Source organism: Nocardioides sp. (assembly GCF_029937575.1).
Classification (GTDB): Bacteria; Actinomycetota; Actinomycetes; order Propionibacteriales; family Nocardioidaceae; genus Nocardioides.
Genome location: NZ_JAPYPS010000037.1, coordinates 1 through 17,820, shown reverse-complemented (window position 1 = coordinate 17,820; position 17,820 = coordinate 1). Strand labels below are relative to the sequence as shown.

Here is a 17,820-nt window from a genome sequence, read left to right as displayed (position 1 = left end):
GCTGGTCGACGTGAGTGAGATGGCCGCCCCGAGCCCCGGACCATTCCCCGGGCCGACGCCCAGCAGCACGCGCGTCGACGTCGCGATCCAGGGCATCCGGCTGCTCGACGCCCCGGTCTCCCGCAGGTCCGGGGCCGGGCCCAGCGACGACGGACACGTCCTGCTGGACGGTGTCGGTGCGGCCATCCCGCTCAACCCCCGCAGCCCCTACTCCGTCAGTGGCGGCAAGCTGCTGCTCGACGGCGCCGACACGGGCATGGGCGTGGAGAGCGTGGCCCGCCCGCGCTTCTACGACCTGACCACCGCCGACGGCGTCTCCTACGAGAAGATCGCCCGCCTGCACTCCTCCAGCGTGCTCGCCACGACGGTCGTGCAGACCTGCGTGCGGTACGACGTCGCCGAGCGCTGCCGGTTCTGCGCGATCGAGGAGTCCCTCAACGCCGGCGCCACGGTCGCGGTGAAGTCGCCGGCCCAGATCGCCGAGGTCGCACGCGCGGCGTACGACCTGGACGGCATCACCCAGATGGTGATGACGACCGGCACGTCCAACGGCCGCGACCGCGGCGCCACCCACCTGGCGCGCTGCGTGCGCGCCGTACGGGAGGTGCTCCCCGACCTCCCGATCCAGGTGCAGTGCGAGCCGCCGGGCGACCTGCAGACGATCCAGGACCTGTACGACGCCGGCGCGCGCTCGATCGGGATCCACGTCGAGTCCCTCGACGACGAGGTCCGCGCACGGTGGATGCCTGGCAAGGGATCCGTGGCGATGGCCGAGTACCGAGCCGCCTGGGCCGAGGGTGTCCGCGTCTTCGGCTGGAACCAGGTCTCCACCTACCTGCTCGTCGGACTCGGCGAGGACCCCGACGAGCTCGTCGCCGGCGCGGAGGAGCTCATCGAGATGGGTGTCTATCCCTTCGTCGTGCCGTTCCGACCGTTGGCCGGCACCCTCGCGACCGACGTCGACGGGGTCGGGGCGCCGCCGCGTGACGTCACCTACGACGTGACCAGTCGGGTCGCCGCAGCGCTGCGACGGCACGGGATGCTGGGCTCCGGCCAAGCGGCCGGCTGCGCCGCGTGCGGCGCGTGCTCGGCGCTCGGGTCCTGTTCCGAGTCGGCATGAGCATCCTCCTCGACGACGTGGTCCTCCTCGGAGGTCGTCGTCACGTCGCGGGCTCCTCCGACGCCTTCGTCGTGGTCCGCGCCGAGTCGCGCGCCGACCTCGACGCCTACCACCGGCTGCGCCGCGAGGTCTTCGTCGCCGAGCAGGGACTCTTCGCCGGCTCCGACCTCGACGTGCACGACGACGACCCCCGCACCATCGTGCTGCTCGCGCGCACCGCCACGGGCGAGGTGCTGGGCGGCGTCCGCCTGCACCCGGCTCCCGACGTACAGGGCAGCGGGCGGGATCTCGGGTGGTGGCGTGGCAGTCGTCTGGTCGTCGCCAGCGACGCACGCATGCTGCTCGGCGTGGGTGCCGCACTGGTCCGCGCCGCCTGCGCCACCGCCGAGACGATCGGGGCGCTTCGCTTCGACGCCACCGTCCAGGTCGGCAACGAGAAGCTCTTCCGTCGTCTCGGCTGGGTCCCGCGCGAGCGGGTGCACCTCCACGGTCGTCCGCACGTGCTCGTGGACTGGCCGATCGCCCGGGCGCAGCGCCTGGCCGACGCCACGAAGGCGGCACTCGGCGGCCTCCTCGGCGGCCTCCAGCAGCAGCCGTACGGCGGCGGAGGTCCCGGCTTCGTCGGTGACGACGGCGCCCCCGTGCCCGGCACGGACGTGATCGCCGCCTGCGACGCGATCCTGCCCTCGATGGTCGAGCGCGACCCCGAGTGGGCCGGCTGGTGTGCCGCGCTGGTCAACCTCAACGACCTGTCCGCGATGGGGGCGAGCCCGGTCGGGATGCTCGACGCCGTCGCCGCGCGCGACGCCTCCTTCGCCCGCCGGATCCTGCGCGGGCTGACCGAGGCCTCCCAGGCCTGGGGCGTCCCCGTCCTCGGGGGTCACACCCAGCTCGGCGTACCGGCCGCGCTGTCGGTGACGGCTCTGGGCCGCACCGACGCACCCGTGCCGGGAGGTGGCGGCAGTGCTGGCGAGACGCTGCGCCTCACCGCCGACCTCACCGGCGGCTGGCGACCCGGCTACTCCGGATCGCAGTGGGACTCGTCCTCCCACCACACGGGCGCCGAGCTGCGCTCCCTCTCGGCCGTCGTACCGGCGCTACGACCGACCGCAGCCAAGGACGTCTCGATGAGCGGGCTGGTCGGCACCGCCGGGATGCTCGCCGAGGCCAGCGGGTGCGGTGCCGTGCTCGACGTCGCCGCCGTCCCCACGCCCGCTGACGCGTCGTACGGCGACTGGCTGACCTGCTTCCCCGGCTTCGCGATGATCACCGCCGAGCGCACCCCCAGCGGCGCCACACCCGGGCACGGACTGCCCGACTTCCTCACCTCCACCACCTGCGGCGAGCTCACCGACGGAATCGGGGTCGGCCTGCGCTGGCCCGACGGCGTCGTCACCGAAGCGATCGCCTCCACCGTCACCGGACTCACGAACGGACCTTCATCATGACCAGCACGACCACGATGGCCGCCGTCGGCGGCAGCTTCGGCCGCGACGTCGAGGACAACCTGGCCCGGGTCGGCACCCTGATCCACGACGCCCGTGCCCGGGGGGTCTCGCTGCTCGCGCTGCCCGAGGCCTGCCTCGGCGGCTACCTCTCGGTGCTCGGCAGCGGCCGCGACGGCACCCACGACGAGCGGCCCGACGACCTGCCACCCGTGATGGACCTCGACGGCCCGGAGCTGCGTCGGGTCGCCGCGCTGGCCCGCGAGATGACGGTGGTGGTGGGCTTCTGCGAGGGCGGCGGCAGCGACGACGAGCGCTTCAACTCCGCCGCGGCAGTCACCGGCGACGGCGTGCTCGGCGTCTACCGCAAGGTGCACCAGCCGCTGGGGGAGAGCCTCTACTACAACGCCGGGCAGGAGTTCCGCGCCTTCGACTCCCCGATCGGTCGGATGGGGATGTTGATCTGCTACGACAAGGCGTTCCCCGAGGCGGCGCGGGCCCTGGCGCTCGACGACGCCGAGGTGGTGGCCTGTGTCTCGGCCTGGCCGGCATCGCGGACGGCGAGCGCCACCTCGCTCGCCGAGGACCGCTGGACCCACCGGTTCAACATCTTCGACCAGGCCCGGGCGCTGGAGAACCAGATCGTCTGGCTGGCCGCCAACCAGACCGGCACGTTCGGCTCGCTCCGGTTCGTCGGCAACGCGAAGGTCGTGGGGCCCGGCGGCGACATCGTCGCCACCACCGGGGTCGACGAGGGCATGGCTGTCGCGTCGTTCGACCTCGGCGAGGCCCTCGACACGGCACGTCGCTCGATGTTCCACCTGCGCGACCGGCGGCCCGAGCTGTACGACGGCGCGCAGGCCAACCGTTGGGAGACCAGCCATGCCTGAGATGACCTTCTCGGTGCGCTGGCCGGACGGCCGCGTCGAGCACTGCTACTCCCCGTCGCTGGTGATGCACGACCACCTCACCGCCGACACGACGTACACGGTCGAGGACTTCCTGCGACGCAGCACGACGGCACTCGGGGTCGCGAGTGCTCGGGTGAAGGAGAAGTTCGGCTTCGCGTGCACCTCGGCCGCCGCGACCACGGATACGATCACCCGCTCCGCGGCCCACTACCGCGCCGACGACCTCGTCGAGGTCGTTCGGATGTGGCCGCCCCTGCCCGCCACGGAGACGCCGTCATGACCCAGCACACCGACCGTCACCCCGCACGCCACGAGGTCCCGGTCGCCGTGGTCGGTGGCGGCCAGGCCGGTCTCTCGGTCAGTTGGTACCTCCAGGACGCCGGCATCGAGCACGTCGTCCTCGAGGCCGCCACCGCCGCGCACGAGTGGGCCGACACCCGCTGGGACAGCTTCACCCTCGTGACGCCCAACTGGCACTGCCGCCTGCCGGGCTACGTCTACGACGGGGACGACCCGGACGGCTTCATGACCCGCGACGAGGTCGTCGCCTGGCTCGGCGGGTACGCCGCCACCTTCGACCCGCCGTTGGTCGAGCACACCCGCGTCACCCGGCTGACCGAGCGCGAGGGCGGCGGCTTCGTGGTCACCAGCGACGGCGTGCGGGGGCCGGAGACCTGGGAGGCCGAGCACGTGGTGCTGGCGACCGGCGGCTACCACGTGCCGATCGTCCCGCCGTGGGCTCCAGCGCTCGACCCGGCGATCACCCAGCTCGAGTCCGCGGCCTACAAGAACCCCGAGCAGCTCGCCGACGGAGCGGTCCTCGTCGTCGGCTCCGGCCAGTCGGGAGCGCAGATCGCCGAGGACCTCCACCTCGCCGGGCGGACCGTCCACCTGGCCCTCGGCGACGCCCCCCGTGTCGCGCGCACCTATCGCGGGCGCGACTCGATGACCTGGCTCTCCGACATGGGGCTCTACGACACCCCGGTGGCCCAGTACCCGGGTGGTGCCACCGCGCGCGAGAAGACCAATCACTACGTGACCGGACGCGACGGAGGTCGCGACATCGACCTGCGCCAGTTCGCGGCCGAGGGGATGCGCCTCTACGGCATGCTCGAGGCCGGGCGCGGCACCGACCTTGCTTTTCTCCCCACCATGACCGAGGCCCTCGACAAGGCTGACGCCGTCTACAACTCCATCTGCCGCGACATCGACCGGCACATCGCCGAGTCGGGGATCGAGGCTCCACCGGCCTCGCGGTACGAGCCGACCTGGGTGCCCGACGTCGACCCACTCGCCCTCGACCTCGCGGCCGAGGGGATCACCACCGTGATCTGGGCGATCGGCTACCGGCCCGACTACCGCTTCGCGCAGGTGGGGGTCTTCGACGGCACCGGCCGGCCGATGCACACCCGAGGCGTCACGTCGGTGCCCGGTCTCTACGTGCTCGGTCTGCCGTGGCTGCACACGTGGGGGTCGGGCCGCTTCCTCGGCATCGCCCGCGACGCCGAGCACGTCGCGGGGTGCATCACGGGGGCGGCCCACGCTCGCCCGGGTCTCGGCGCAGCCCGCCGCTCGGCGGACGACGCCCACGCGGCGGGCTAGGTTTCCGGCGCATGGGACAGGTGCGGATCGGGGCGGTCGCGGCCCACTTCGGACGCGACCTCGACCGGGCGTTGGCGAAGCTCGAGGGGATCGTCGGCGACGCCCGGGCCTCGGGCGTCGACCTGCTCGTGCTGCCCGACGCGACCCTCGGCGGCTACCTGTCCGACCTCCGTCGTCCCGACCCGACGGCCTTGCCCCCAGCGCTGAGCGAGGACTCCTTCGAGGTCGGTCGCGTGATCGCGATGGCCGGCCCGATGGTGATCTGCTTCGGGTACGCCGAGGAGGCCGGACCCCTGCTGTACAACTCCGCGTTGTGCGTGAGCGGCGACGGCGTCCTGGGGCGGCACCGCAAGGTGCACCAGCCCGCCGGTGAGTCGCTGGTCTACGCCGCAGGAGACAGCTTCACCGCCTTCGAGACGCCGGTCGGTCGGCTGGGAATGCTCATCGACTACGACAAGACCTTCCCCGAGGCGGCCCGCTCCCTGGCGCTGGACGGTGCCAGGGTGCTGACGTGCCTCTCGGCCTGGCCGGCGTCGGTGACCGACCGCGCCTCGCGGTTGCCGCAGGACCGGCAGTCCCGCCTCTTCGACCTCTACGACTCGGCTCGCGCCGCCGAGAACCAGGTCGTATGGGTCTCCTCCAACCAGACCGGCGTCATGGGAGGACTGCGCTTCCTCGGACAGGCGAAGGTGGTCGGCCCCGGGGGCGACATCCTGGCTCGCACGACGTCCAAGGGCGGGCTCGCGGTCGCCGAGATCGACGTCGAGACCGAGGTCGCCCGATCGCGGCGGGTCCTGCACCACCTCGAGGAGCTCTCCCCCTCGGCCTACGCGCGGCGCCCGTGAGGCAGCACCCATGAAGGTGGCGCTGCTCACCTACTCGACCCGCCCCCGCGGCGGCGTCGTGCACACCCTCGCCCTGGCCGAGGCCCTCGCCGCCCAGGGCATCGACGTCCACGTGTGGACGCTCGGGCGTGGCGGGGACAGCACGTTCTTCCGTCCCGTCGCCGAGACGGTGACCGTCCGGGCGGTGCCGTTCGCGGACGGGGGTGACGAGGAGACGGTCGGCACCCGGATCCTGCGCTCGATCGAGGTCCTCGGCGCCGCCTTCGCGAGCGAGCGGGCGTCGTACGACGTCGTGCACGCGCAGGACTGCATCAGCGCCAACGCCGCGATGGCGTCCGGGCCGTGCCTGCGCACGATCCACCACCTCGACACGTTCACCACACCAGAGCTCGTCGCCTGCCACGAACGCGCCGTCGTCGGTCCGACCGAGCGGGTCTGCGTCTCGGGCTCTGTCGCGGAGGAGGTCCGCGCCGGCTGGGGACTGACCCCGAGGGTGATCCCCAACGGCGTCGACGCGCGGCGCTTCGAGGCGGGGGCCGCCGACGTCGCCGGACGCGCCCGGTGGGCCGACCGTCTCGGCGACTACGTGCTCGCCCTCGGCGGCATCGAGCCGCGCAAGGGGAGCCTCGACCTGCTGGAGGCCTTCGCCCTGCTGCGAGACGCACGACCTGGGCTGCGACTGGTCTTCGGCGGTGGCGAGACGCTCTTCGACTACCGCGACTACCGAGCCGCCTTCGACGCCCGCGCGATCGAGCTCGGCGTCGTACCGGAGGTCGTGGGCACGATCGCCGAGGAGGACCTCCCCAGCCTGGTCGGCCAGGCGGCTGCACTCGCGATGGTCTCCACCAAGGAAGGCTTCGGGCTCGCGGCACTCGAGGCGTTGGCCGCCGGGGTGCCCGTGGTGGCCCGTGACCTGCCGGTGCTGCGCGAGGTCTTCGGGCCCACGATCGCCTATGCCAGCGACCACGTCACCATCGCACGGACCCTCGACGAGGTGCTCGGGTCGCCGCCGTCAGCGGTTGCGGGCCGCGACCTCGCCCGGCGTTTCACCTGGGACTCCGCGGCGCGCGCGCACCTCGAGTTCTACGAGTCGCTCGGCGCCGCCGGCACCGCCTGAGCGTCGGATGCGTCGGCGATCGACTGGAAGATCGACACCGCCTCGATCCGGTCGGCCGGGTCGCGGTAGAGGTCGACGGTCAACGGGCAGTCCTCGTCGCCGAGGCTGCCGGGCGGCGCGGTGATCGAGAAGCGCAGCGACTCGCGGTCCTCGTAGGAGGTCGGCAGGCCGACCCCGCACGGAAGGGGAAGCGGGAGTGCGAACGCCACGTCCAGGCGCGGCATGGCGCTGCGTGTGGACACCACCCGGGTCGCGGCGCGCTCGATCAGCACCAGGGGCTCGGTCCACGATCGTGGGTCGGCTGCGGCGCGTCCGCTCAGCAGCGCCAGGGGCTCGCCGTCCAGATAGACGGTCACGACGGTCGCGAACTCGGGTGCCTCCTCGCCGCGGACGAAGCCTACGAACTCCCAGGCGGCCGATCGGGCAGCGTGATCGGCCAGGCAGCGGGGGTCGCTCGGCGCCGAGGCACTCAGCGTCACCGTCTGCCCCGGGCGCACCCGGGTGCCCGGGACCGGATCGGCGGCGAGGACCAGCCCGCGTGGCTCGCAGGACTCCTCGGCCAGGGTCACCACGTCGTACCCGGCATCTCCGAGCACCCGGCTGGCCGTGGCGGCGTCGTAGCCGAACATCGACGGCAACGGCGGTGGCTCGCGGGGGCGCCACAGGACCACCGCGGCGGCGACCAGCACGAGCACCACGCCGATGGCGGCGTAGGAGACCAGGGACGTGCGGGGCTCGGGCTCACCGGCGATGTGCCGGGCCAACGCCTCGCGCACGCCCGGGTCCGGGTCGTCGGCCTTGGCGATGTGGCGCCGCTGCTCCTCGAGGACCCAGTCGACCTGGTCGGCCGCGACCTTCTCCGGGCACCCCAGCTCGGCGGCGTAGTCGAGCAGGCGTCCGTAGCGCGCAGCGACGTACTCGTCGTGGTCCATCTGGCCTCCGCCTCTCAATGTACGCCGTGGGTGGCGGCGCGGAGGCGGAGTCGGGCGACGCGGACGTCGCCCGACTCGGCACTCAGAGGTCGAACAGGGAGCCGGCCTCGCTGATGTCGGCGTCCGTGCGGGGCTGGTGGGCCTCGCCGTTGCTCGTCGGCACGGGGGCCGGTGTCGGCTTCTCGGTCTCTGCTTCGGCCGGCTCGGGCTCGGGCTCCGGCTCGGGCTCGGGTGCCGGCTCGTCCGTGGACGCCGCCGCCGTCGCGGCGGCGCTGACAGCGGCTCCGCCCGAAGGCGGCTCGGGCTCGGGGGTGGGCCCGGGTTCGGGCTGCGTCTCCGCGCTCGCCTCGGCGGCCGGCTCGCTGGGGGCCGCCTTCTCGGGGGCGGGGGCAGCCGCGGGCACGGCGGCCTCGGGCGCGGCGATGTCGAACAGCGACCCGCCCGACGACAGGTCGGCCACGGGAGCACTCGGCGTCGCCGCACTCGGCTCCTCCGGCTCCCGTGGCTCCTCTGTCTCCTCTGCTGCGTCGGCCTCGGGGACCGCGGGCTCGGCCTGCGGCGCCGCCTTGGCTGCTGGCGGCTCGGCGGCCGCGATGTCGAACAGCGATCCACCGGCGTTGAGGTCGACCGCAGGTGCGGGCTCTGCTGCCGACTCCGGGTCGGGCTCCGATGCTGCCTCCGGCTCCGATGCCGCCTCCGGCTCCGGGGCGGCTTCAGGCTCGGGCTCGGCTGCCTCGGGCTGCGATGCCGGCTCCGGCTCCGGCTCAGCCTTCGCTGCCGGCTCGGGCTCCGCAGGGGCCTCCAGGTCGAACAGCGAGCCACCCGATCCGAGGTCGGTGGTCGGCTCGGCCTCTGCGGCCGGCGTGGCCTGTTTCTCCGGCTCGGTGGTCTTGGCGGCCGGCTTCGTCTCCTCGGCCGGCTTCGTCTCCGGCTCGTCGCCACCCAGGTCGAAGAGCGACCCGCCACCCAGGCCGTCGGACTCGTCGGGCGCCTTCGCGGCCGGCGCGCTCTCGTCGTCCTTCGCCGGGGCGGTGGCCGGCTCCGCAGTGGCTGCCGGCTCGTCCTCCACGTTGTCGTCGCCGCCGACGTCGAAGAGCGACCCACCGGAGGACGCCGGCTTGGCGGCCTTGGCCTCCTCGGCAGGGGCCTTCTCCTCGTCGGCGGTCTCGGCCGGGGTGTCGGCGGCGTCGTCGAAGAGCGACGAGCCACCCGAGGCCTTGGCCGCCGGGCCGGCGTCGGCCGTCTCCGTCACGGTGCTCTCGGGCTCCTCGGTGGTGACGTCACCGGCCTCCGGCTCCGCCTTGGTCTCGACCGGCTGCGCGGCCTTCTTGGCGGCCGGTGCCGCGGCGCCGGCCGCAGCCGCGCCCTCGCCCGGAGCGAGCTTGGTGGCCTGCTCGCCCTTGACCGAGGCCAGCAGCATCTGCGCGACGTCGAGGATCTCGACCTCCTCGCGGGCCTCGCCCTTGCTCTGCTGCATGGTCAGGCCGTCCGAGAGCATCACCCGGCAGAACGGGCAGCCGACCGCGATCTGGTCGGCGCCGGTGCCGACAGCCTCCTTGGTGCGGTTGACGTTGATCCGCTCACCGGTGTTCTCCTCCATCCACATGCGCGCGCCGCCGGCGCCGCAGCAGAAGGACCGCTCGGAGTTGCGCTCCATCTCGACGAACTCGGCGCCGGGCAGGATCTGCAGCAGCTCGCGGGGCGGGGTGTAGACGCCGTTGTGGCGACCGATGTAGCAGGGGTCGTGGTAGGTGATCGAGCGCTTGTGGGCGCCGGCGCCGTCCTTGACCGGGGTCAGCTTGCCCTCGCGCACCAGGCGGTTGAGCAGCTGGGTGTGGTGCACGACCTCGAGTTCGATGCCGAAGTCGGAGTACTCGTTCTTGAGCGTGTTGAAGCAGTGGGCGCAGGTCGAGACGACCTTCTTGACCTTGTACTCCTTCATCGTCTCGACGTTCTGCTGGGCCAGGCCCTGGAAGACGAACTCGTTGCCGGCGCGGCGAGCCGGGTCGCCGGTGCAGGTCTCGCCGTTGCCGAGCACGCCGAAGGAGATGCCGGCGATGTTGAGGAGCTCGGCGACGGCGCGGGTGGTCTTCTTGGCGCGATCCTCGTAGGCGCCGGCGCAGCCGACCCAGAAGAGCCAGTCGACCGACTCCAGCGACTCGAGGTCCTCGCCCACGACCGGGACGTCGAACTCGAGGCCCTTGGCCCAGTCCATCCGGGCGGAGGCCGACATGTTCCAGGGGTTGCCCTTGTTCTCCAGGCCCTTGAAGAGACCGTTGAGCTCGGAGGGGAAGTTCGACTCCACGAGGATCGCGTGGCGGCGCATGTCGATGATGTGGTCCACGTGCTCGATGTCGACCGGGCACTGCTGCACGCAGGCGCCGCAGGAGGTGCAGTTCCACAGCACCTCGGGGTCGATCACCGCGGAGCCGTTGGTGGGGTTGTAGAACCACTCGCCGTCGTCCATGCCGTCCATCCGGCCACCGGTGTCGCCGACGAGCGGACGCTCGACCTCGGTCTTGAGGGCGGTGTCACCCTCGAGGAGCGCCTCGCGCTCGCCCTCGGGCGCCGTCAGGTAGGGAGCCTTGGCGTACGTCGCGTCGCGCAGCGCGGTGATCAGGAGCTTGGGAGAGAGCGGCTTGTCGGTGTTCCACGCGGGGCACTGCGACTGGCAGCGACCGCACTCGGTGCACGTCGTGAAGTCGAGGATGCCCTTCCACGAGAAGTCCTCCACGGCTCCGACGCCGAGCTTGGAGTCCTCGTCGAGGTCGTCGATGTCGTCGAGGGTGATCGGCTTGCCGTCGGAGGTGAGCGGCTTGACGGCGCCCAGCGCCGTACGGCCCGAGGACTCGCGCTTGAACCAGATGTTGGGCCAGGCGGTGAAGCGGTGCCAGGCGACACCCATCCCGATGTTCTGGGCGATCACCAGCAGCCAGATCATCGCCAGCACGATCTTGAAGAGCGCGATGGCGTAGATGGTGTTCTCCAGGGTGCCGATGTCGCTGGAGAACAGGGCGTCGCCGAAGTAGGAGCTGACCGGGAAGTGCACCCGGCTGCCGTGCTCGCTGCCCTCGGCGGCGATCAGGTTGTACTCGGCGCCGCGGATGAAGAGGATGGCGCTGCCCTCGAGGAGGACGAACGCCTCTACGAAGTAGGCCTGCCAGGCCGTCGAGCCGAAGAAGCGGCTCTTGCGGCCGAGGCTGCGCGGATGGTGCTTCTGGCGGTAGATCGCTAGGAAGACGATGCCGACGGTGCCGAGCACCCCGAGTCCCTCGTAGAGCCACTCCAGCGGGTACCAGTGACCGATGATCGGCAGCACGAAGTCGGCCTGGAAGAGCTGCACGTAGCCGGTGGCCACCGCGGTGCTCAGCACGATGAACGCCAGGTAGACGAACCAGTGCATGATGCCGACCCAGGTCCACTGGAGCATGCGGGTGTGACCGAACGTCTCCTTGAACATCGTGATCGTGCGCTTCACCGGATCGTCGGTGCGCCCGACGACCGGCTGCCCGACGCGCATGGTCGCCGTCATCCGACGGACGGTCAGCGTCACGGCCACGACCGCCCACGCGGTCAGGGCCAGTGAGAGGACGATGGCGATGATCTGGAACATGCAGTGGACTCCCGGGTCGAACGAGCGCCGCGTGGCTCCGCGGACGAGGCGAGCCTAGGGGTCCCCGAGCATCACGTCAGGCTTCCCCTGGGGTGAGAAGGATCCTACCCGCAGGTAACTTCACCTGCGGGTAGGCCTGCAGCGGCCGGACTCAGGCGCGGACCCGGGTCACGGTGCCCTTGGCCGAGAAGTCGATCATCGCCAGGCTCTCCGCGTCGCCGCCGCGCACGCAGACGCCGTACGTCGTCCCGAGGCGCTGGAAGGGCTGGCCCACCGCGCGCATGACCTGCGTGGTGGTCATCCCCCGCTGGACGACCGAGCGCAGCCGCTTGGCGCTCATCCGCAGGTCGGGGTTGCGGCAGGAGTCGGGGGCGATGCCGTAGGCGCGCTCCCACATCTGCAGGTAGGCCTCGGGCCCGCGTGACATGTCGTCGAAGATCGCCTCACCCTCGGCCTTGCCGCCGCTGGCGCCCGCGACCTTGGTCAGGTCCTCGATCCAGTCGGGGTACAGGCCGTACTGCGCGACGCCGTCGGCGTTGATGTCGTAGATGCGCTTGCCGGCGCGCTGCTTCTTGATGGTGATGCCGCCGATGCCCGTGATCGGGTAGTCGACCTTGTTGGCGACGTTGCTGCCGCGCGGATCGCCCTGGGCGCCGAGGCCGTTGATGTCGGCGCCGAAGCCGATGCCCCAGTAGAAGCGCTCGTCGGCCCAGCCGATGTGGGTGCGCCACTTGTCGACGAAGCCCGTCGAGTCGCCGGCGTACGGCGTGATGAAGCCGCCGTCCTCGTAGATCCGGGTGTAGGCGTCAGGGGTCGACCAGGAGTGGCTGGACAGGACGCCCTGGTAGCCGAGGTCGTCGATGACGTCCAGGGCGGTCGAGCGCGACTTCACGCTGAGGTGGTCGGGGTCGAAGATCATCGCGCGCTCGGCCAGCGCACGGATCGTGTGCTCGCCCAGCGAGGTCAGGTCGCGCTGGTTGCAGTGCGCCGGCGGCGGGTAGAGCGGGATCGCGGGCAGCACACCACCGAAGACGGCGCCGATGGCTCCGAAGAGGGCGTCCTGCTGGTCGGCGGAGATCTCGGGGAAGGCCACCTGCGGGTTGTCGGCGTCCACGGTGTCGGCCGGGTCGCAGGTCTCCATGTCCCAGAAGGTGCCGGTCTCGAGGAAGTTGGCGCCGTTGATCACGATGCCCGTCGGGCCCGCGTCGCCGGCCACCCCGCCGAGGGCGTTGTCGAACTTGTTGACGAGCTCCATCTGGCGCACGCCCAGGGCATGCATCTCGTCGATCTGGTCGGTGATCTGCTTCGCCGTGCACGCATCGATGTCGCTGCCGCCGACGTACTTGAACGTGCAGCCGAAGGGGACGCTGGTCTCGATGCCCATGACGACGGCGAGCTTGCCCTCGTTGATGACCTCACGCGCCTCCCACGGGGACTTCACGATCCGGTAGAAGCCCTTCCCCGGGCCGCCCCACTGGGCGTCGATGTAGTCCTGGAAGGCGTACATGTCCTTGGCCTGCAGCCGGATGGAGTCCATGTCGTCGCAGCTGTTGTGCTTGAGCGGGTAGACCTCGCAGAGCTTGTTGTTCTCGACGAGCAGGTTGACGAAGAGTCGCTGGCCGCCGCGCCACGCGCGCTCCATCCACTTGTAGTAGGTGCCCTCGTGGGTCAGCGAGTTGGGCGCCGGCCAGTCCTTGAAGGTCGGCCACCCCACCGGGTCGTGGCTCGGCTCACCGGACAGGAAGGTTTCCAGGGCGGCGCCGTTGCCACCGGTGAGGGTGTGGTCGACGCAGTCGCGCAGGGCGAAGGTCACGCCCCACTTGTGCCACGGGCGGCCGCAGTGGACGTTGCCGCCCAGGAACTCGAAGGCCATCCCGTGGGTGTGGGCGTCGACGAACCCGCGGACCTCCTGGAAGTCGGAGACGCCGGCGTGCGGCTTGCCCTTGATGTTGACCTGGGACTCGGGGAACTTCGCGCATCTCTTCCCCCTGACGCGCTCGAGCACGAACGGCTTGGCCTTGTCGGCGGTGACCAGGCGGCCCTTGAGGGCGCTCAGGGAGCGGCCACCGCGCAGGGTGAAGGTGTAGCGCTTGCCCTTCTTGCCGGCTCTCCTGGCGGTCCAGTCGGACGTGCGGCTGGGCTCGGAGTCGTTGACCGCCTCACCCGAGTCTCCGGCGAGGAAGACCCCACCGGTGCCGTAGATCAGGTAGGCCCCGAGACGGGTGGCCTTGAAGGTGTAGCGCGCCGCCGTGCGGCGCTTGCCCCGACTGAGCACGAGGTCGTCGCCGGAGCCGCGGACGTAGGCGCCGCGGACGGTGCGCAGCGTGTAGCAGCCGCCGGCCATGTCGTAGCGGTTGGCGGGGACGCGGGTGCGCTTGCGCTTGATCGACATGCTGGTGAGCTCGGGGTCGGGCAGCGCCCGCTCGGAGGCGACGTACGACGCCGCGTTGCGGGCCTGTGCTGCCGTCGTGGGGTCCGCGCTGGCGGCCGAGACGGCCTCGCCGCCGCGGGAGACCTCGTTCTTGAACTGGGGGTCGTGCGTGTGCAGCGGGGTGCCCGCCGGGTCGACGTGCGGCAGTCCCTTCTCGGCCTTGACGAGCTCGTTCTCCTCGCGCAGGCTCAGCGTGGGGCCCAGGTCCGCGGACGGGAGGGTGAGCGCCGCCGCGACCAGGGCGACGGTCAGGGCGAGGGGCAGGGCGATCCGGAGACCGACTCGGACGGGTCGCCGGGTGCGGCGTACCTCTGCGGAACGGGTGAGCGGGGACGACACGAGGCCTCCAGGTCGGAGCGGGGTGGGAGCACATCCGTGGCGGGGCTCGAGAGCCACGTCACAATGTCAGCACTGTAAGCCTGGGTGCCGACGGTTGTCCGCCGGTCGGCGCCGATCGCTGCCGATGCGTCACCATGACGAGGTGACCACGCCACCCTCCGCCTCACCGTCTGTCGTCTCGCTCACCCCCGGACCGGTCTCCGTCGACGACGTCGTGGCCGTGGCCCGCGACGGTGCCCCGGTCGCCCTCAGCGACGAGGCACTGGCGGGGATCGACCGGGCTCGTGGCGTCGTCGAGGCGCTCGCGGCGGCCGAGACCCCGACGTACGGCGTCTCGACCGGGTTCGGAGCGCTGGCGACCCGCCACATCCCGACCGAGATGCGCGCCCAGCTGCAGCGCTCGCTGGTGCGCTCGCACGCCGCAGGCTCGGGTCCCGAGGTGGAGCGCGAGGTCGTGCGCGCGCTCATGCTGCTGCGCCTCTCCACGCTGGCGACCGGCCACACCGGCGTACGCCGTGAGGTCGCCGAGCTGCTCGCGGCGCTGCTGACCCACGGCATCACTCCCGTGGTCCACGAGTACGGCTCGCTCGGCTGCTCCGGCGACCTGGCGCCGCTCTCGCACTGCGCGCTGGCGCTGATGGGGGAGGGCACGGTCCGCGACGCGGCCGGTGAGCTGATGCCGGCGGCCGCTGCGCTGGCCGCTGTCGGCCTGGGTCCCGTGGAGCTGCGCGCCAAGGAGGGCTTGGCGCTGATCAACGGCACCGACGGGATGCTCGGGATGCTGGTGCTCGCGCTCGCCGACCTCCGGACGCTGCTGCGGAGCGCCGACGTCGCCGCCGCGATGTCGGTCGAGGCGCTCCTCGGCACCGACCGGGTCTTCGCCGCCGAGCTAGCGGCCCTGCGCCCGCACCCGGGGATCGCGGCCTCGGCCGCCAACCTGACCCGGATCCTGGCCGACTCCGGTGTCGTCGCCTCGCACCGCGGCCCCGACTGCAACCGGGTCCAGGACGCCTACTCCCTGCGTTGCGCGCCCGCAGTGCACGGCGCCGCGCGCGACACGCTGGAGCACGCCGCGCGGGTCGCCGAGCGGGAGCTGGCCGCCGCGATCGACAACCCTGTGGTGGTCGGGGATCGCGTCGAGTCCAACGGCAACTTCCACGGCGCACCGGTCGGCTACGTGCTGGACTTCCTGGCGATCGCCGCCGCCGACGTGGCCTCGATGAGCGAACGCCGTACCGACCGGGCGCTGGACAGGGCCCGCAACCACGGGCTCCCGCCGTTCCTGGCCGACGACCCGGGCGTGGACAGCGGCCACATGATCGCGCAGTACACCCAGGCCGCGATCGTCTCGGAGCTGAAGCGCCTCGCCGTGCCCGCCTCGGTCGACTCGATCCCCTCCTCGGCGATGCAGGAGGACCACGTGGCGATGGGGTGGTCGGCGGCGCGCAAGCTGCGGCGCTCCGTCGACGGGCTCACGCGCGTCGTCGCGATCGAGGTGCTCACGGCCGCGCGCGCCCTCGACCTGCGGGCGCCCTTGACCCCCTCCCCGGCGACCGGTGCTGTCGTGGCGCTGCTGCGCGGCGCCGGGATCGAAGGTCCCGGCCCCGATCGCCACCTGGCTCCCGAGATCGAGACCGCCGTGGGGCTGGTCGCCTCGGGTGCAGTGGTGGAGGCTGTCCAGGACACGATCGGAGAGCTCCAGTGAATGATGACGCGACCAACCCCCGTCTGCCGATCCGTGCCGCGCGCGGCACCGACCTGACCGCGCGGTCGTGGCAGACCGAGGCGCCGCTGCGGATGCTGATGAACAACCTCGATCCAGACAACGCGGAGAACCCTGCGGACCTCGTCGTCTACGGCGGCACCGGCAAGGCGGCGCGCGACTGGCCGTCGTACGACGCGTTGGTGCGCACGCTGACCACGCTCGCCGACGACGAGACGATGCTCGTGCAGTCGGGTCGTCCGGTCGGCGTGATGCGCACGCACGCGTGGGCGCCGCGGGTGCTGATCGCCAACTCCAACCTGGTCGGTGACTGGGCCAACTGGGAGGAGTTCCGGCGCCTGGAGGACCTGGGCCTGACGATGTACGGCCAGATGACCGCAGGATCCTGGATCTACATCGGCACCCAGGGCATCCTGCAGGGCACGTTCGAGACGTTCGCCGCCGTCGCCGACAAGAGGTACGGCGGCACGCTGGCGGGGACCATCACGCTCACCGCGGGCCTCGGCGGGATGGGCGGCGCCCAGCCGCTCGCCGTGACGATGAACGACGGCGTCGCGATCTGCGTCGACGTCGACCGGGCACGCATCGCCCGGCGGATCGAGCACCGCTACCTCGACGTCCAGGCAGGCTCGGTCGACGAGGCGGTGTCGCTCGCCGTGGAGGCGCGCGACGCGAGGCGAGCGCTGTCGATCGGGGTGCTCGGCAACGCCGCCGAGGTCTTCCCGCAGCTGCTCGAGGCCGAGGCGCCGATCGACATCGTCACCGACCAGACCTCTGCCCACGACCCGCTGTCCTACCTGCCGGCGGGGGTGGCCTTCGAGGACTGGCACGATGCCGCCAAGCGCGACCCGGACGGCTTCACCAAGGACGCCCAGGCGTCGATGGCCGCGCACGTGCGGGCGATGGTGGAGTTCCAGGACGGCGGCGCCGAGGTCTTCGACTACGGCAACTCGATCCGCGACGAGGCCCGCAAGGGCGGCTACGACCGGGCCTTCTCGTTCCCCGGTTTCGTGCCGGCCTACATCCGCCCGCTCTTCTGCGAGGGCCGCGGCCCGTTCCGCTGGGCCGCGCTGTCGGGCGACCCGGCCGACATCGCTGCCACCGACCGCGCGATCCTCGAGCTCTTCCCGAAGGAGGAGAGCAGGGTCAACGAGCGCCTCCACCGCTGGATCCACATGGCGCAGGAGCGGGTCTCGTTCCAGGGTCTGCCCGCACGGATCTGTTGGCTCGGGTACGGCGAGCGCCACCTCGCGGGGCTGAGGTTCAACGAGATGGTCGCCTCCGGAGAGCTCTCCGCGCCCGTCGTGATCGGCCGCGACCACCTCGACTGCGGCTCGGTCGCCTCGCCGTACCGCGAGACCGAGGCGATGCTGGACGGCTCCGACGCGATCGCCGACTGGGCGATCCTCAACGCCCTGGTCAACACCGCCTCCGGCGCATCCTGGGTCTCCTTCCACCACGGCGGCGGCGTCGGTATGGGTCGCTCTCTGCACGCCGGCCAGGTCTGCGTCGCCGACGGCACCGCCCTGGCGGCCGAGAAGCTCGAGCGGGTGCTGACCAACGACCCCGGGATGGGCGTCATCCGGCACGTCGACGCCGGGTACGAACGGGCGGCCGAGGTCGCTGCCGAGCGCGGCGTACGGATCCCGATGTCCGAGCGCAGCTGACGCTTCTCGTGGGTGGGTGTTCTTCGGGGTGGGTGTGGCGCCCGCGCTCTTCGGTGCTGCCCCGTTCTTCGTGGT

At 71.9% G+C, this 17,820-nt stretch carries 12 protein-coding genes; 9 read left to right on the top strand and 3 right to left on the bottom strand.

Annotated elements, in window-relative coordinates; all coding sequences use genetic code 11:
• The first annotated feature begins 19 nt into the window (after window positions 1-19).
• From Q1K33_RS13170 to Q1K33_RS13140, 7 genes are read left to right on the top strand one after another with little or no spacing between them, the layout of a single operon-like run.
• On the top strand, window positions 20-1,120 hold the full coding sequence (locus tag Q1K33_RS13170) for an MSMEG_0568 family radical SAM protein (protein ID WP_300404707.1): 1,101 nt from the start codon (window positions 20-22) through the stop codon (window positions 1,118-1,120).
• Window positions 1,117-2,568: an MSMEG_0567/sll0787 family protein gene (locus Q1K33_RS13165; protein WP_300404666.1), complete on the top strand. Its 1,452-nt coding sequence runs from the start codon at window positions 1,117-1,119 to the stop codon at window positions 2,566-2,568. The genes Q1K33_RS13170 and Q1K33_RS13165 overlap by 4 nt, the downstream gene beginning before the upstream one ends.
• On the top strand, window positions 2,565-3,455 hold the full coding sequence (locus Q1K33_RS13160) for a carbon-nitrogen hydrolase family protein (protein ID WP_300404664.1): 891 nt from the start codon (window positions 2,565-2,567) through the stop codon (window positions 3,453-3,455). The genes Q1K33_RS13165 and Q1K33_RS13160 overlap by 4 nt, the downstream gene beginning before the upstream one ends.
• Window positions 3,448-3,756 (top strand): MSMEG_0570 family nitrogen starvation response protein, encoded by a 309-nt coding sequence (locus Q1K33_RS13155; RefSeq protein WP_300404662.1) that lies wholly within the window; start codon window positions 3,448-3,450, stop codon window positions 3,754-3,756. The genes Q1K33_RS13160 and Q1K33_RS13155 overlap by 8 nt, the downstream gene beginning before the upstream one ends.
• Window positions 3,753-5,078 (top strand): MSMEG_0569 family flavin-dependent oxidoreductase, encoded by a 1,326-nt coding sequence (locus Q1K33_RS13150; protein ID WP_300404660.1) that lies wholly within the window; start codon window positions 3,753-3,755, stop codon window positions 5,076-5,078. Before Q1K33_RS13155 ends, Q1K33_RS13150 begins: the two co-directional genes overlap by 4 nt.
• Before the next feature lie 11 nt (window positions 5,079-5,089).
• A complete protein-coding gene (locus Q1K33_RS13145) occupies window positions 5,090-5,923 on the top strand; it encodes a carbon-nitrogen hydrolase family protein (RefSeq protein WP_300404658.1) in 834 nt (277 codons plus the stop codon).
• Window positions 5,924-5,933: 10 nt separating this feature from the next.
• The gene (locus tag Q1K33_RS13140) at window positions 5,934-7,040 is read left to right on the top strand and encodes an MSMEG_0565 family glycosyltransferase (RefSeq protein WP_300404656.1); all 1,107 of its coding nucleotides are present in this window, start codon (window positions 5,934-5,936) and stop codon (window positions 7,038-7,040) included.
• On the opposite strand, the gene Q1K33_RS13135 is transcribed toward Q1K33_RS13140, so the two are convergent.
• From Q1K33_RS13135 to Q1K33_RS13125, 3 genes are all read right to left on the bottom strand, one after another.
• On the bottom strand, window positions 7,007-7,972 hold the full coding sequence (locus Q1K33_RS13135) for a PASTA domain-containing protein (RefSeq protein ID WP_300404654.1): 966 nt from the start codon (window positions 7,970-7,972) through the stop codon (window positions 7,007-7,009). The two genes, Q1K33_RS13140 and Q1K33_RS13135, sit on opposite strands and share 34 nt — an antisense overlap.
• 82 nt (window positions 7,973-8,054) lie before the next feature.
• Window positions 8,055-11,585, bottom strand: a complete 3,531-nt coding sequence (locus Q1K33_RS13130; RefSeq protein WP_300404652.1) for a (Fe-S)-binding protein — start codon at window positions 11,583-11,585, stop codon at window positions 8,055-8,057.
• Window positions 11,586-11,736: 151 nt separating this feature from the next.
• Window positions 11,737-14,355: a hypothetical protein gene (locus Q1K33_RS13125; protein WP_300404650.1), complete on the bottom strand. Its 2,619-nt coding sequence runs from the start codon at window positions 14,353-14,355 to the stop codon at window positions 11,737-11,739.
• A gap of 142 nt (window positions 14,356-14,497) precedes the next feature.
• On the opposite strand from Q1K33_RS13125, the gene hutH reads away from it, so the two are divergent.
• The gene (gene hutH, locus Q1K33_RS13120; RefSeq protein WP_300404648.1) at window positions 14,498-16,060 is read left to right on the top strand and encodes a histidine ammonia-lyase; all 1,563 of its coding nucleotides are present in this window, start codon (window positions 14,498-14,500) and stop codon (window positions 16,058-16,060) included.
• Window positions 16,057-17,745: a urocanate hydratase gene (gene hutU, locus Q1K33_RS13115; RefSeq protein WP_300404646.1), complete on the top strand. Its 1,689-nt coding sequence runs from the start codon at window positions 16,057-16,059 to the stop codon at window positions 17,743-17,745. The genes hutH and hutU overlap by 4 nt, the downstream gene beginning before the upstream one ends.
• The last annotated feature ends 75 nt before the right edge of the window (window positions 17,746-17,820 follow it).

What these genes read in the sequence shown, in the direction of transcription:
- Q1K33_RS13170 (WP_300404707.1), top strand. Translation starts at nt 20, where the DNA reads ATGGCCGCCCCGAGCCCCGGACCATTCCCCGGGCCGACGCCCAGCAGC.
- Q1K33_RS13145 (WP_300404658.1), top strand. Translation starts at nt 5,090, where the DNA reads ATGGGACAGGTGCGGATCGGGGCGGTCGCGGCCCACTTCGGACGCGAC.
- Q1K33_RS13140 (WP_300404656.1), top strand. Translation starts at nt 5,934, where the DNA reads ATGAAGGTGGCGCTGCTCACCTACTCGACCCGCCCCCGCGGCGGCGTC.
- Q1K33_RS13130 (WP_300404652.1), bottom strand. Translation starts at nt 11,585, where the DNA reads ATGTTCCAGATCATCGCCATCGTCCTCTCACTGGCCCTGACCGCGTGG.
- Q1K33_RS13135 (WP_300404654.1), bottom strand. Translation starts at nt 7,972, where the DNA reads ATGGACCACGACGAGTACGTCGCTGCGCGCTACGGACGCCTGCTCGAC.
- Q1K33_RS13155 (WP_300404662.1), top strand. Translation starts at nt 3,448, where the DNA reads ATGCCTGAGATGACCTTCTCGGTGCGCTGGCCGGACGGCCGCGTCGAG.
- Q1K33_RS13160 (WP_300404664.1), top strand. Translation starts at nt 2,565, where the DNA reads ATGACCAGCACGACCACGATGGCCGCCGTCGGCGGCAGCTTCGGCCGC.
- Q1K33_RS13165 (WP_300404666.1), top strand. Translation starts at nt 1,117, where the DNA reads ATGAGCATCCTCCTCGACGACGTGGTCCTCCTCGGAGGTCGTCGTCAC.
- Q1K33_RS13150 (WP_300404660.1), top strand. Translation starts at nt 3,753, where the DNA reads ATGACCCAGCACACCGACCGTCACCCCGCACGCCACGAGGTCCCGGTC.